This is a genomic window from Oceanibaculum nanhaiense (assembly GCF_002148795.1).
Lineage (GTDB): Bacteria > Pseudomonadota > Alphaproteobacteria > Oceanibaculales > Oceanibaculaceae > Oceanibaculum > Oceanibaculum nanhaiense.
Genome location: NZ_MPOB01000001.1, coordinates 614,057 through 628,419 on the forward strand (window position 1 = coordinate 614,057; position 14,363 = coordinate 628,419).

Consider the following 14,363-nt stretch of genomic DNA (forward strand, 5'->3'; position numbering starts at 1 on the left):
GTAAGTGACGGCGTTGTTACGCCAAAGTCCTTACCATGCGGGAGAGGCTGTCAGCCATGCGTTATAGGCAAGCCGGATAGAGGCGATGCCGCCGCGCGCGCCGTTCAGTGCGCCCCGCGGGCCGTTCAGTGCGAGTGAATCTTCTCGAACATCGCCTTCTGCTCGGCATTTGCCTCGCTCTGGTACTTTGCCTTCCAGTCCTCGTAGGGCATGCCATAGACGATTTCGCGGGCCTGATCGTAGCTGACCTCCAGCCCCTTGTCCTTGGCGGCGGCGGCATACCATTTCGACAGGCAGTTGCGGCAGAAGCCGGCAAGGTTCATCAGATCGATGTTCTGCACGTCGGTACGGGTCTGCAGATGATCGACCAGCGTGCGGAAGGCAGCGGCCTCAAGCTCGGTGCGGGTCTTGTCGTCGATCTGGCTCATGACTTTCCTCCTGTTGCGGTCGAACCGGTTGCCCACCTATGTCGGGGCGAGGGTCCAGCGTGTCAAACGGTGATCGCGGCTTCAAGACGGGCGTCAGCCCGCCTGGGTGCCACCGACGGTGATGCCGCCCATCTTCACGGTCGGCTGGCCGACGCCCACCGGCACGCCCTGGCCGTCCTTGCCGCAGGTGCCGATGCCGTCATCCAGCTTCAGATCGTTGCCGATCATCGAGACCTGGGTCATCGCCTTCGGGCCGTTGCCGATCAGCGTCGCCCCCTTCACCGCCGGGCCGATCTTGCCATTCTCGATGAGATAGGCCTCGGAGGCGGAGAACACGAACTTGCCCGAGGTGATGTCGACCTGGCCGCCGCCGAAATTCACGGCATAGAGGCCACGCCCCTTCACCGAGGCGATGATCTCCTCAGGGTCGTGCTGGCCGGCCATCATCAGCGTGTTGGTCATGCGCGGCATCGGGTGGTGGCCGAAGCTCTGGCGGCGACCGTTGCCGGTCGGCTTCATGCCCATGAGGCGCGCATTCTGCCGGTCCTGCATATAGCCGACCAGGATGCCATCCTCGATCAGCACGGTGCGCTGCGAGGGCGTGCCCTCGTCATCGACGGTCAGCGAGCCGCGCCGGTCCTGCAGCGTGCCGTCATCGACCACGGTGACGCCCTTCGAGGCGACCTGCTGGCCGATCTTGCCGGAGAAGGCGGAGGTCTGCTTGCGGTTGAAGTCGCCTTCCAGCCCGTGGCCGACCGCCTCATGCAGCATGATGCCGGGCCAGCCGGAGCCCAGGACGACTTCCATTTCGCCGGCCGGGGCCGGGATCGATCCCAGATTGACGATGGCCTGGCGCAGCGCCTCATCGACCTGGCCCTGCCAGGTGCGGGGATCGAGATAAAGGTCGTAGCCGGTGCGCCCGCCGGCGCCGCTGCTGCCGCTTTCCATGCGGTCGCCCTCGCCGACGACGATCTGGACGTTCAGACGCACCAGCGGCCGGATATCGGCGACCCGCATCCCGTCCGGGCGGATGATCTGTACCGCCTTCCAGCTGCCCGCCACCGAAGCCGAGACCTGACGCACGCGCGGATCCTTCGCCCGCGCATAGGCGTCGATGTCCTGCAGCAGCTTCACCTTGGTCTCGAACGGCACGGCGGAAAGCGGGTTGGCGTCGGTATAGAGCTGCCGGTTGGTGCCGATCGGCCCCTCGGCCAGCGTGCCGCCCTGCCCGGACTTCACCGCCTGCACGGTGGAAACCGCGCGCCGGATGGCGTCTTCCGACAGCTCGGCGGCATGGGCATAGCCGGAGGCGTCGCCGATCACCGAGCGCAGGCCGAAGCCCTGCGCGGTGTCGAAGCTGGCGGCCTTCAGCCGGCCGTCATCGAAGCCGAGACTCTCCGACTGGCTGTATTCCAGATAGAGTTCCCCGTCATCGGTGCTCGACAGCGCCTCGCCGACCAGCCGTTCGATGCGGCTGCGGTCCAGGCCGGCGCGGGTGAAGAACAGTTCGTCGGTCTGCGCGAGAACGGTCATGAAACTTCCTTATGGTTGCGGCGGGCAGTGCTATCGACAAGGATATAGGCAGCATTGCCCGGCGCAACCAGCATAGGCACGCTATTCGGGGGCAGGAATATGAGCGGCAGCACGGAAGATCCGGCATTGGCGAATCGCCCGGAGGCGTTCCTGGGGCAAGCGTCCCTGGGGCGCCTGCCGGGGGAGCATCCGCTGCGCCAGGCGCTGAATGACGAGGTGCATGCCCGCCCGTTCGAACCGATGGTGGCGCCGGCCCGGATATCGCATATCGCCGTGCTGACCGGGGAACAGATGGCCAGCCAGGAGCGCGCGCATCTGGCCAGGCTGTGCGCCCATTTCGATGTTGCGCCGCCGCCCCCGGAGGCGACCCAGGTGATGATCGATATGGGCGGCTTCGCCCTGCGCTGGGAGCGGCACACCGAGTTTTCGACCTATGGCTTCATCCTGGAAGGCCCGTTCGGGGAGGCCTTTGCCGACCCGGTGATCCGCCGGGTGCCGCCGGACTGGCTCGAGACCATTCCCGGCCAGACGATCGTCGCCATCCATGTCGCGGTGGAGGCGCGCGGCGGTCCGCGTTATGGCGCGTCGGAGGCCTCCGCGCTGCTGGGGGCCCTGCCGGGGGGCAATGCGGCCGCCGGCAGCATGATGAGCAGCGGGGCGGCAGCGGCCTGGACCGATTTCACCATCGGGCCGGACGGGTTCAGCCGCATCCTGGTGCAGGATTACGAGATGGGGCCGCGCCGGACCGGCCGGCTGGTGCGGCGGCTGCTGGAGATGGAAACCTACCGCATGATGGCGCTGCTGGCCTTCCCGCTGGCGCGCGATGCCGGGCCGGCGCTGACCAAGGTGGGGGAGGAGATTTCCAACATCACCACGGCGCTGGCGACGGGGCAGGACAGCCGTGACGACCGCGCGCTGCTCGACGAGCTGACCCGCCTCGCAGCGGAGGTGGAGCGTATCGGCGCGCGCGTCGCCTACCGGCTGGGGGCCGCCAAGGCCTATACGGCGCTGGTGGCGCAGCGTATCGAGGAGCTGCGCGAGGCGCGCCTCGAAGGGCTGCAGACGCTGGGCGAGTTCATGAACCGGCGATTCCTGCCGGCGATGCGCACCTGTACCTCGGTGCAGCAGCGGCTCGAAGGGCTGGCGGCGCGGGTGGCGCGGACCAGCGAATTGCTGCGTACCCGCGTCGATGTGCAGCTGGAGGCACAGAACCGCGACCTGCTGCAATCGATGAACCGCCGCGCCATGATGCAATTGCGCCTGCAGGAGACGGTGGAGGGGCTGTCGGTCGTCGCCATCAGCTATTACGCGGCGGGGCTGCTGGGCTATGCCATGAAGGGGCTGAAGAGCACGCCCTGGGGGGCGGGGCTTCCGGTTTCGCCCGAACTCGTCGTGGGTGCTGCGATCCCGGTCATCTTCCTGCTGGTCTGGGGCGGTGTCCGGGGCATGCGCCGGCGGATGACCCGTGATGTGGAAAAAGATGACCTGTAAGCTTGCGCGGACAGGAAAAACCCCGCCAAACAATTGGCAAACCAGCGGCAAAAAAGCGGCAGGATGCGACATCTGGTCACAATTCGCGCTTGCCCGATCCGAATAAGATGGATAGACAGCCAGCGTGCGCAGCGCGTGGCGGCCAGGCCGCTGACAGATTGCCGCAACGGTTCGGGCCGGGTTCCGCCCCATCGTCCGTCATGGGCGGGGTCCAATATGGGCATGCGGAGCCTTTCGTCCATGCCGCGCCTTCAGGGTGCGGACGGATTTTGTGTCTAGGGATTAGGGTAGGATGCCGAGCAATAGGAAGCGAATCGCCACCGTGTTCTTCGGGATTCTCCTCGCCGCGCTGGCGGGAGTGGGGCTAACAACGGGTGCCTGGGCGGCGGAGCCGCAGCCCTGGCAGCTTGGCATGCAGACGCCGGTGACGCCGGGCAAGGAGAGCCTGCATTCATTGCATGATCTGCTGCTGTGGCTCATCACGATCATCGTGATCTTCGTCCTGGCGCTGCTGATCTACGTCATGGTCCGGTTCCGCGCCTCGGCGAACCCGAACCCGTCCAGGACGTCGCACAACACGCTGATCGAGGTGCTGTGGACGGTGATCCCGGTGATCATCCTGGTGGTGATCGCGGTGCCGTCCTTCCGGCTGCTCTATTTTATGGACCGCACCGAGGAGGCCGATATGACCATCAAGGTCACCGGCCATCAGTGGTACTGGAACTATGCCTATCCGGATAATGGCGATTTCGCCTTCGACAGCTACATGATCCCCGAAGAGGATCTGAAGCCGGGTCAGAAGCGCCTGCTGGAAGTGGACAATGCGCTGGTCGTGCCGGCCGGCAAGAACATCCGGGTGCTGGTTGCCGGCGCCGATGTGATGCACAGCTGGCTGGTGCCGGCGCTGGGCGTGCAGCTCTACACCATTCCGGGACGTATCAACGAGACCTGGTTCCGCATCGACAAGCCGGGCACCTATTACGGCCAGTGCAACCAGATCTGCGGCGTGAATCATGCCTACATGCCGGTGAAGGTCGAGGCTGTCAGCGAGGCCGAGTTCGAGGCCTGGGTGAAGCAGGCGCAGGACAAGTTCGCGGATTCCGGCGACCGCAAGGTCGCGGCCGCGGCGGCGCAGTAATCGGAAGGAGGGCGGCGCTTCCGCGCTGCCCGCAACGAGATTAGTAAAGGGCTTGTCCGCCCGAACGGTGGACACCTTTGAAAGCAAGGAAAGGTTGATCCATGGCGCAGGCATCGGCAGCGCACGACCATCACGATCATCATCCCAGCGGCTGGCGGCGGTACGTCTATTCGACGAACCACAAGGACATCGGCACGATGTACCTGATCTTCGCCATCTGTGCCGGCATCATCGGCGGCCTGTTCTCGCTCTATATGCGTATGGAGCTGCAGGATCCGGGGATCCAGTACATGTCGGGCGGCCAGGAGTGGAACGTCATCATCACCGCGCACGGCCTGATCATGGTGTTCTTCATGGTCATGCCGGCGCTGATCGGCGGTTTTGGCAACTGGTTCGTGCCGCTGATGATCGGCGCGCCGGACATGGCCTTTCCGCGCATGAACAACATCAGCTTCTGGCTGCTGATCCCGGCTTTCGGCCTGCTGCTGCTGGCGGCCTTCGTGGATGGCGGCGCCGGCGTGGGCTGGACGATCTATCCGCCGCTGTCGGGGCCGAACGGCCATCCGGGCATGGCGGTCGATTTCGCCATCCTGTCGCTGCATGTCGCCGGCGTGTCCTCGATCCTGGGCGCGGTCAACTTCATCACCACCATCTTCAACATGCGCGCGCCGGGCATGACGCTGCACAAGATGCCGCTGTTCGTGTGGGCGATGCTGATCACCGCCTTCCTGCTGGTGCTGTCGCTGCCGGTTCTGGCCGGCGCCATCACCATGCTGCTGACCGACCGTAATTTCGGCACCAGCTTCTTCGATCCGGCCGGCGGCGGCGACCCGATCCTGTTCCTGCACCTCTTCTGGTTCTTCGGTCATCCGGAGGTGTACATCATGATTCTGCCGGCCTTCGGCATCATCAGCCACATCGTCTCGACCTTCTCGCGCAAGCCGGTGTTCGGCTATCTCGGGATGGCCTATGCGATGGTGTCGATCGGCTTCGTCGGCTTCATCGTCTGGGCGCACCACATGTACACGGTGGGTCTGGACGTCGATACCCGCGCCTATTTCACGGCGGCGACCATGGTTATCGCGGTGCCGACCGGCATTAAGATCTTCTCCTGGATTGCCACCATGTGGGGCGGCTCGATCAAGTTCGACACCCCGATGCTGTGGGCCGTCGGCTTTATCTTCCTGTTCACCGTCGGCGGCGTGACCGGCGTGGTGCTGGCCAATGCCGGCGTGGACGTGGCGCTGCACAACACCTACTACGTGATCGCCCACTTCCATTACGTGCTGTCGCTGGGCGCGGTGTTCGCGATCTTCGCCGGCTTCTATTACTGGATCGGCAAGATGAGCGGCCGCCAGTATCCGGAGACGCTGGGCAAGATCCATTTCTGGATGACCTTCATCGGTGTGAACCTGACCTTCTTCCCGATGCACTTCCTGGGTCTGGCCGGCATGCCGCGCCGTATCCCGGATTATCCGGATGCGTTCCATGGCTGGAACTACGTCTCCTCCATCGGCTCGTATATCTCCATCGCCGCCATGTTCTTCTTCCTGTTCGTCGTGCTGCGCACCTTCACTTCGGGTGCCAAGGTGCCGGCGAACCAGTGGGGCGAGGGTGCCGATACGCTGGAGTGGACGGTTTCTTCGCCGCCGCCCTTCCACACCTTCGAGGAAATCCCCCAGGTCAAGTGACCTTCAGGGTCAGTTGGCCCAGGGTCACGCGATTGAGGGGATCCTCCGGGTCTTCCGTAAAGCGAGCGGGATAGCCAAAAAGTGAGCGACGTCCAGCTGCAAGCGACGACGATGCGGGCGGGGGCCGAAGGGCCCTCGCTTGGCGTCCCCGGTGTGGCCGACTATGTCGAGCTGCTGAAGCCGCGCGTCATGTCGCTGGTGGTGTTCACCGGCTTCGTCGGGATGTATCTGGCACCGGGATCGATCCATCCGATCCTGGGTGCCATCGCCATCCTGTGCATCGCCATCGGCGCCGGCGCGTCGGGCGCCATCAACATGTGGTACGACCGCGATATCGATGCGGTAATGACCCGCACCCAGGGCCGCCCCATCGTGCGCGGGCGGATCGACCCGGAAGCCGCGCTGGCCTTCGGGGCGGTGCTGTCCGGCTTCTCGGTCATGGTGATGGGGCTGGCGGTGAACTGGGTGGCGGCCGCCCTGCTGGCGCTCACCATCGCTTTCTATGTCTTCATCTATACCATGTGGCTGAAGCGCAGCACGCCGCAGAACATCGTGATCGGCGGCGCTGCCGGCGCCTTCCCGCCGATGATTGGCTGGGCGGCCGTGACCGGCGGCGTCAGCATCGATTCGGTGGTGCTGTTCGCAATCATCTTCATGTGGACCCCGCCGCATTTCTGGGCGCTGTCGCTGTTCGCCTGCGAGGATTATGCCCGCGCCGGCGTGCCGATGCTGCCGGTGGTTTCCGGCAAGCGGGAGACCCGCCGCCAGATCCTGATCTATTCGGTGCTGCTGGCGCCGCTGGCCGTGCTGCCCTGGCCGCTTGGCACCTCCGGCGCCTTCTATGGGGTCGGGGCCAGTCTGCTGGGCGCGATCTTCCTGGCGGGCGCCTGGCGCATCTGGCGTGCGGGCGACGGGCCACGTGCCGAACTGGCCGCGCGCCATCTTTTTGCCTATTCGATCCTGTATCTCCTGTTGATCTTCAGCCTGCTGATTCTGGACCGCACCTGGAACCTGGTAGCGCTGGGAGGCTGGATGTGAGCGTCATGGAACAGGATATGGAAAACCGGGATCGCGACTCCTTTCGGCGTAACCGCCGTCCGCGCAACCGCGCCCTGCTGTGGGTGCTGCTGGGGCTGGCTGTCCTGTTCTACGCCATTACTATCGTGAAGATGGGGTGAGGCGATGAACACCACGCCGACTCAGACGCCGCGCAAGACAGGCCGCAACTGGATTGCGGTTGGCGGCGTGCTGCTGATCCTGGGCGGGATGACGACGCTGACCGCCTACAGCAGCACGCTGTATGAGATGTTCTGCCGGGTCACCGGTTATGGCGGCACCACGCGGCAGGCGGATGTACTGCCGGAGAAGATGGGCGAGCGCATGATCACCGTGCGCTTCGACGCCAATACCAGCCCGGACCTGAAATGGCGCTTCAAGCCGCTGCAGATTTCCGAAAAGGTTCATGTCGGCGAGAACGGCCTGGCGCTCTATGAGGCGGTCAACAATGGCGACGTGCCGATTGTCGGCACCGCGACCTACAGCGTGACGCCGCACAAGGCCGGCATCTATTTCAACAAGCTGCAGTGCTTCTGCTTCACCGAGCAGGTCCTGCAGCCGGGCGAGCGCATCGAGATGCCGGTGTCCTATTTCGTCGATCCGGCGATCGTCGATGACCGCAATTTGGACGATGTCACGACGATTACCTTGAGCTATACCTTCTTTCCGGCCCCTGACCAGTCCCTGGCGGGTGTCCGGCAAACCAGCGAGCTGAAGCCCGCAGACGCGGCGGGCGACGGCGCGCGGGTGAATTGACGGTTTTGAGTTAGCGTACTTGAGTTAGTGTTCTTGAAGTTAGACTGGGGAAACACGCCGACGGGCGGTCATGCCGCCTGTAAGCTGAAGGGGTTTTGAGGGATGAGCGACGCACACGCCACGCACCAGAAGCATCCGTACCATCTCGTCGATCCGAGCCCGTGGCCCTTCGTGGGGTCCATTGCGGCCTTCGTGACCGCCATCGGTGGCGCGATGGGCATGCACGACAAGGGCTACTGGGTGCTGTTCCTCGGCCTCGCCCTGGTCCTGGCCACCATGTTCTTCTGGTGGCGCGACGTGATCCGCGAGGCCAATAGCGGCAAGTACCACACCAGCGTGGTGCAGCTTGGCCTGCGCTACGGCATGATCCTGTTCATCGCCTCCGAGGTGATGTTCTTCGCCGCCTTCTTCTGGGCCTTCTTCGCCTCGGCCTTCTATCCGACCGAGGTCATCGGCGGGGTCTGGCCGCCGGCGGAGATCGTCACCTTCGATCCGTTCGAACTGCCCTTCATCAACACGCTGATCCTGCTGCTGTCGGGCTGCACCGTGACCTGGGCGCACCATGCGCTGATCGAGGGCAACCGCCGCGACCTGATCCGCGGCCTGTGGCTGACCGTCCTGCTGGGCATGTGCTTCACCGCGCTGCAGGCTTTCGAATACAGCCATGCCGCCTTCGGCTTCACCGATGGCATCTACGCCTCGACCTTCTACATGGCGACCGGCTTCCACGGCTTCCATGTCATCGTCGGCACCATCTTCCTGGCGGTCTGCCTGATCCGCGCCTATCAGGGCCATTTCACGCCGCAGCAGCATTTCGGCTTCGAGGCGGCGGCCTGGTACTGGCACTTCGTGGACGTGGTCTGGCTGTTCCTGTTCGTCGCCATCTACTGGTGGGGGGCGTAATCCCCCGCCGCCCGGAACAACCGAGCAGAGGATGAACGAGGCACCGTCCTATCCGCCGCTATCGCCTGTTCTGACCGGTCTGGCCTGCCGCTGTCCGCGCTGTGGACGCGGCAGGCTTTTTTCCGGCTATCTGCAGGTGGCGGATACTTGCGATGCCTGCGGCCTCGATCTGCGCAATCATGACAGCGGCGACGGCCCGGCGGTGTTCGTGATCTTCGCGCTGGGAATCATCGTCGTGCCTCTCGCCCTCTGGGTCGAATCGGCCTTCCAGCCGCCGCTCTGGCTGCATGCCGTGCTGTGGTCCATCGTTATCCTGGCGGGAGCGCTCGGCCTGCTGCGTCTGTTCAAGGGCGTGCTGATCGCCCTGCAATACAAGCATCGCGGGACCGCACATGACTGATACACGCTCCACCCTGCATCGCACCCTCGGTTTCCGCCCGCGCCTGTGGCCGACGCTGATCTCGCTGCCGATGATTGTCGTCATGCTGGGCCTGGGATCCTGGCAGCTGCAGCGCATGGCCTGGAAGGAAGGGCTGATCGACCGGCTGGAAAGCCGGATGATGGCGCCGGCGATCCCCGCACCCGGCGCTGGCGCGGACATCGAGGAATTCGAGTTCCGCCGTGTGACCGCCACCGGCGAATGGCTGCACCAGTTCGAGATGCCACTGATCGGCCGGCCGGAAAAGGGCACGGTCGGCTACCATGTCGTCACCCCGCTGCGCACGGCAGAGGGCCGCGTGCTGCTGGTCAATCGCGGCTGGATTCCCGACGACCGCAAGGATGCCGCGCGCCGCCCGGAAAGCCAGCCCACGGGCACGGTGACGGTCGAGGGCATCGTGCGCCGGGCCGGACTGCGCAATTCCTTCACGCCGGACAATGAGCCGGGGCGCGGCATGTGGTTCTATGTCGATGTGCCGCAGATGGCCGCCTTCGCCAAAGCAGAGGGCGTGCCCAACTATTATATCGATGAATTGCGCCGTGAGGCCGGGCCGCAGCTGCCGATTGGCGCCGACCCGATGATCGGGCTGCGCAACGAGCATCTGCAATATGCCATCACCTGGTTCGCCATGGCCTTCGGTCTGATCGTCGTCTATGTGATGTGGCACCGCCGCACCGAGCGCGAGGACCGGGACGCCGCCAAATGAGCAATGCCGCCGGCGCATACAAGGCGCTGGAGCGGCGCTTTCACCGGCTGTCCGTGCTCGACGGGGTGGGCGGCATCCTGGGGTGGGACATGTCGGTCATCATGCCCGATGGCGGTGCCGAGGCGCGCGGCGAGCAGCTGGCGACGCTGAGCGTGCTGTCGCATGAGCTGCTGACCGCCCCCGATATGGCTGACCTGCTGGAAGCCGCCGGGGCGGAGACTCTCGAGGACTGGCCGGCGGCGAACCTGGCGCTGATGCGCCGCCAGCATGCCCATGCCACCGCCGTGCCGGCCGATCTGGTGGAAGCGCGCTCCAAGGCCAGCTCTGCCTGCGAGATGGTCTGGCGCTCGGCCCGCAAGAACAGCGATTTCGCCGCCGTGCTGCCGCATCTGCGGGAGGTCGTGCGGCTGACCCGCGAGATGGCGGCGGTGAAGGCGGCGGCGCTGGGGCTCGATCCCTATGACGCGCTGCTCGACCAGTACGATCCCGGCAACCGCGCGGCCCGGATCGACCCGGTGTTCGACGATCTGGCGGCTTTCCTGCCGCCGCTGCTGGAACGCGTGCTGGAGAGGCAGGCAGCCGAGCCGCCGCTCGCCCTGCCGCAGGGGCCGTTCGCCACCGACAGCCAGGCGGCATTGGGCCGCAAGCTGATGACGGCTGCGGGGTTCGATTTCGACCGGGGCCGGCTGGATGTCTCGCTGCATCCGTTCTGCGGCGGCGGGCCGGACGATATCCGCATCACCACGCGCTATGACGAGGGCGATTTCACCCAGAGCCTGATGGGTGTGCTGCACGAGACCGGCCATGCGCTCTATGAGCTGGGCCTGCCGGCGGCGCCCTGGCGACACCAGCCGATCGGGCAGGCGCGCGGCATGACCGTGCATGAAAGCCAGTCGCTGCTGGTGGAGATGCAGGCCTGCCGGTCGCCGGCCTTTCTGGATTTCGCGGCCCCGCTGATCCGCGAGGCCTTCGGCGTTTCCGGCCCGGCCTACACGCCTGAGATGCTGCGCCGCCTCTATACCCGCGTCGAGCGCGGCTTCATCCGCGTCGATGCCGACGAGGTGACCTACCCGCTGCATGTCATCCTGCGCTACCGGCTGGAACGCGCCATCGTCTCCGGCGATCTTGATGTGGCCGACCTGCCCGGTGCCTGGAACGACGGCATGCGCGACCTGCTGGGCGTCACGCCGCCGGATGACCGGCTGGGCTGCCTGCAGGATATCCACTGGTACGATGGCGCCATCGGCTATTTCCCGACCTACACGCTGGGCGCGATGATGGCGGCGCAGCTTTTCGCCGCCGCCACGCAGCAGCAGCCCGATATCCTGCCCGGTATCGCGCGCGGCGATTTCGCGCCGCTGGTCGGCTGGCTGCGCGCCAATGTGCATGCCCATGGCTCGCGCTATTCCGCCGACGAGCTGCTGGCCCGCGCGACCGGCGCGCCGCTCTCCACCACCGCCTTCAAGGCGCATCTCGAACGGCGCTATCTGGGGGCGTAAGCCGCCCCCCTTGCGCCGGCCCCCGGCCTCTGGAACACTCGCCAAAAGACAACAGCCGGAGGTCGCCATGCATCGCCGCCATCACGACATGGGCGGATTGCCCGCCGGGCCGGTCGAACAGGCCGAGCATGAGTACGCGCCGTGGGAGAAGAAGGTGGACGCGATCATGCGGCTGCTGACCGATTCCAAGCGCAGGATCCTGACCGTCGATGAGCTGCGGCGCGGCATCGAGGAGATGGGGCCGGGCATCTATGACGAGCTGACCTATTACGAGCGCTGGATCGCCTCGATCACCAACAATCTGCTGGAAAAGGGCGTGGTCACGGTGGACGAGCTGGGCCGCGCGATGGAAGCGGCGCAGGCCCGCCATGCCGAGGCGGCGAAGATCACCTGCGCGCCCGGAGAGCATCCGTGAGCGCCGGGACGCTGGACCGGCCGGCTTCCTTCCGGCCCGGCGATGCGGTCAGGGTGCGTGTTGCCTATCCGCCCGGCCATGTCCGTGCGCCGTTCTTCTGCCGGGGCAAGCCGGGCGTGGTGGAGGAGCTGGTGGGCGGCTTCGCCAACCCGGAGGAGCTGGCCTATGGCCGCGAGGGCAAGCCGTCCCTGCCGCTCTACCGCGTGGTGTTCCGCCAGGCCGATCTCTGGCCGGATTATGATGGGCCGGAGCGCGACACGGCGGTGATCGATGTCTATGAAAACTGGCTGGAGGCAGCGCGATGAGCGGGCACGACCATCCCCACGATCACGGCCATGACCACGATCATCCCCATGGCCACGGGCCGTTCCAGCCGGATATCGAGGACCGCCCGCTGACCCATCATCAGGCGATGACCGAGGCGGTGGCCGACCTGCTGCTCGCCAAGGGCATTATCGAGCCGGTTGAGCTGCGGAAGATGCTGGAGGCCATCGACGCCAAAAGCCCGGCAGCGGGATCGAAGATGGTGGCAAAGGCCTGGACCGATCCGGCCTTCAAGCAGCGCATGCTGGCCGATGTGATCGCGGCGGCTTCGGAACTGGACATTGATGCCGGCGGCATCCCGATCAAGGCCATCGAGAACACGGAGGCCACGCACAATGTCGTGGTCTGCACGCTGTGCTCCTGCTATCCGCGGCTGCTGATCGGCCTGCCGCCGGACTGGTACAAGGCGCGCGCCTATCGCAGCCGGGTGATCCGCGAGCCGCGCGCGGTGCTGAAGGAGTTCGGCACCGAGATCCCCGACGATGTCGAGGTCAGGGTGCATGATTCCACCGCCGACCTGCGCTATCTGATCATCCCGCGCCGCCCCGCCGGCACCGAAGGCTGGAGTGCGGAAAAGCTGGAGGCGCTGGTCACCCGCGACACCATGATCGGCGTGGCATTGCCGCAGGTGTGAGGGGGCATCCTCTTTATTCGTCACCCTCGGGCTTGATCTGGGGGGCAGGGGCGGAGCCTTGCCTATATTGTCCCTGGCCATGGCTCCTGAATTTGCCCCAAGCCCATTGGGTCAAGCCCGACAATTAACATGTGCACAGATGTTACCAGATTGAATTAAATCTGAGACAGTTTCTTGTTTATGTGATTTTGTTAATCTTTGTACATGCTTGAGTTGAATATGAAACACCACAACACCTAGTGGCTTAAAAATTGTTGACTTAAATGGCAACGCTTATAGAATTAGTGAGCTCTGGGGCTCTCGTTAAATTGGACGCTGACCTCGCGCATGATGAGCAAGAGTGGCGCTGTATCTATCTGCTGCCAAATGTAAAAAAATGGCTGGAAAAGGAGCTTCCGAGCCTAGTTTCTTCATGGAACATAGCGGAAAGCCCGCGCGAGCAGGTTGGTGTCCTTTTTTGGGAATTTTGTTCCGGGGAAAGGCTGATTCACAGCATCCAGTTCAAGTCGCTAAACCATCTAGGTGATGGCATATGGGAGCTAAAAACCGCAGACATAAGAATTTTTGGATGGTTTCAGCAAAAGGACCACTTTATTGCAGCGGATATCGATCTTGCGCAGCGTGTCAAGGAGCACGATCTTTATAAGGGTTACAGCGTGCAGGCCAAGCGTCGGCGCGATCAGTTGAATTTAGACGAACCCAAGTGCGTAGTTGGAGATAACCCTTATGACGTCATTTCAGATTTCGATACCGCCTAGTAGGCGGGAAGCCACGCGCCTGATCGCTAGGATTAGACGGGAACTCCAGAAAATTGTTGTGGCTGAAAAAAAGGAATCGGGAATTACACAGTCCGATGTAGCTCGTGCCATTGGCGTTCACAGATCTGTAATCAATCGAGAGCTTCGAGGAACACAAGATTTGAGCATAGGCCGGCTAGGAGAATTGGCGTGGGCGTATGGTCGAACAGTAAAAATATCGTTTCCGAAAGAAGAGATTTATAACGGCAACAATGCCGCGCTTGCGAAGGCTGGTGCGTTGCATGAAATTTCACCAGGCCTTCGAGGCGAGATGGAAAAAGGCACTGGGCAGGTTTGTGGCGGCATTGTTTCACATGACTCAATGTCATCGAAGGTGATGGTCGAACCAAGCCGCCAGCGTAATCATTTGGTGACAATAAAGGAATCCATATGAAAATTATTGGTTGGGAAATGGGAAGGCTTTTAGTGCTCTTTCCACCTGTTGAAATTATTCCACACAGAGGAATATATCTTCCGGCTGCTATTGAATCTATTCGTAATGAATTTTTATTTACTGAGTACCCAGATTTATCCAGATCCATAGATCAGCTTG

General features: G+C 63.8%; 17 protein-coding genes. 15 read left to right on the forward strand and 2 right to left on the reverse strand.

Annotation, left to right across the window (positions count from 1 at the left end; genetic code table 11):
* Positions 1-125 precede the first annotated feature (125 nt).
* Both BKM74_RS03025 and tldD read right to left on the reverse strand, forming a co-directional pair.
* Positions 126-428, reverse strand: a complete 303-nt coding sequence (locus BKM74_RS03025) for a DUF1244 domain-containing protein (protein ID WP_086464193.1) — start codon at positions 426-428, stop codon at positions 126-128.
* A 93-nt stretch (positions 429-521) separates the two neighbouring features.
* A complete protein-coding gene (gene tldD, locus BKM74_RS03030) occupies positions 522-1,961 on the reverse strand; it encodes a metalloprotease TldD (RefSeq protein ID WP_086464194.1) in 1,440 nt (479 codons plus the stop codon).
* A gap of 99 nt (positions 1,962-2,060) precedes the next feature.
* On the opposite strand from tldD, the gene BKM74_RS03035 reads away from it, so the two are divergent.
* The 15 genes from BKM74_RS03035 (at position 2,061) to BKM74_RS03095 (ending at position 14,204) form a co-directional block, all read left to right on the forward strand.
* Positions 2,061-3,452, forward strand: coding sequence for a DUF3422 family protein (locus BKM74_RS03035; protein ID WP_245825763.1), 1,392 nt, complete (start codon positions 2,061-2,063; stop codon positions 3,450-3,452).
* Positions 3,453-3,744: 292 nt separating this feature from the next.
* Positions 3,745-4,590 carry a cytochrome c oxidase subunit II gene (gene coxB, locus BKM74_RS03040; protein ID WP_086464195.1) on the forward strand — a complete coding sequence of 282 codons (846 nt, stop codon included), beginning with the start codon at positions 3,745-3,747 and terminating at the stop codon, positions 4,588-4,590.
* A 101-nt stretch (positions 4,591-4,691) separates the two neighbouring features.
* Complete coding sequence (gene ctaD / locus BKM74_RS03045) at positions 4,692-6,281, forward strand: cytochrome c oxidase subunit I (protein ID WP_086464196.1); 1,590 nt, start codon at positions 4,692-4,694, stop codon at positions 6,279-6,281.
* A gap of 111 nt (positions 6,282-6,392) precedes the next feature.
* Positions 6,393-7,319: a heme o synthase gene (locus BKM74_RS03050; protein ID WP_086464262.1), complete on the forward strand. Its 927-nt coding sequence runs from the start codon at positions 6,393-6,395 to the stop codon at positions 7,317-7,319.
* On the forward strand, positions 7,316-7,459 hold the full coding sequence (locus BKM74_RS18660) for a hypothetical protein (RefSeq protein WP_176342316.1): 144 nt from the start codon (positions 7,316-7,318) through the stop codon (positions 7,457-7,459). Before BKM74_RS03050 ends, BKM74_RS18660 begins: the two co-directional genes overlap by 4 nt.
* A 4-nt stretch (positions 7,460-7,463) precedes the next feature.
* Positions 7,464-8,093 carry a cytochrome c oxidase assembly protein gene (locus BKM74_RS03055; RefSeq protein ID WP_086464197.1) on the forward strand — a complete coding sequence of 210 codons (630 nt, stop codon included), beginning with the start codon at positions 7,464-7,466 and terminating at the stop codon, positions 8,091-8,093.
* A 102-nt stretch (positions 8,094-8,195) separates the two neighbouring features.
* A complete protein-coding gene (locus BKM74_RS03060; RefSeq protein WP_086464198.1) occupies positions 8,196-8,996 on the forward strand; it encodes a cytochrome c oxidase subunit 3 in 801 nt (266 codons plus the stop codon).
* Positions 8,997-9,027: 31 nt separating this feature from the next.
* A complete protein-coding gene (locus tag BKM74_RS03065) occupies positions 9,028-9,396 on the forward strand; it encodes a DUF983 domain-containing protein (protein ID WP_086464199.1) in 369 nt (122 codons plus the stop codon).
* Entirely contained in the window at positions 9,389-10,141 is a 753-nt protein-coding gene (locus BKM74_RS03070) for an SURF1 family protein (RefSeq protein WP_086464200.1), read from the forward strand. Before BKM74_RS03065 ends, BKM74_RS03070 begins: the two co-directional genes overlap by 8 nt.
* Positions 10,138-11,640 (forward strand): carboxypeptidase M32, encoded by a 1,503-nt coding sequence (locus BKM74_RS03075; protein WP_086464201.1) that lies wholly within the window; start codon positions 10,138-10,140, stop codon positions 11,638-11,640. The genes BKM74_RS03070 and BKM74_RS03075 overlap by 4 nt, the downstream gene beginning before the upstream one ends.
* Before the next feature lie 67 nt (positions 11,641-11,707).
* On the forward strand, positions 11,708-12,055 hold the full coding sequence (locus BKM74_RS19055) for an SH3-like domain-containing protein (RefSeq protein WP_217895432.1): 348 nt from the start codon (positions 11,708-11,710) through the stop codon (positions 12,053-12,055).
* Positions 12,052-12,360 carry an SH3-like domain-containing protein gene (locus BKM74_RS19060; protein ID WP_281251439.1) on the forward strand — a complete coding sequence of 103 codons (309 nt, stop codon included), beginning with the start codon at positions 12,052-12,054 and terminating at the stop codon, positions 12,358-12,360. The genes BKM74_RS19055 and BKM74_RS19060 overlap by 4 nt, the downstream gene beginning before the upstream one ends.
* Positions 12,357-13,013: a nitrile hydratase subunit alpha gene (locus BKM74_RS03090; protein ID WP_086464202.1), complete on the forward strand. Its 657-nt coding sequence runs from the start codon at positions 12,357-12,359 to the stop codon at positions 13,011-13,013. Before BKM74_RS19060 ends, BKM74_RS03090 begins: the two co-directional genes overlap by 4 nt.
* 308 nt (positions 13,014-13,321) lie before the next feature.
* Entirely contained in the window at positions 13,322-13,771 is a 450-nt protein-coding gene (locus BKM74_RS18465) for a hypothetical protein (protein ID WP_140056006.1), read from the forward strand.
* A 58-nt stretch (positions 13,772-13,829) separates the two neighbouring features.
* Positions 13,830-14,204 (forward strand): helix-turn-helix domain-containing protein, encoded by a 375-nt coding sequence (locus tag BKM74_RS03095; RefSeq protein WP_176342356.1) that lies wholly within the window; start codon positions 13,830-13,832, stop codon positions 14,202-14,204.
* The last annotated feature ends 159 nt before the right edge of the window (positions 14,205-14,363 follow it).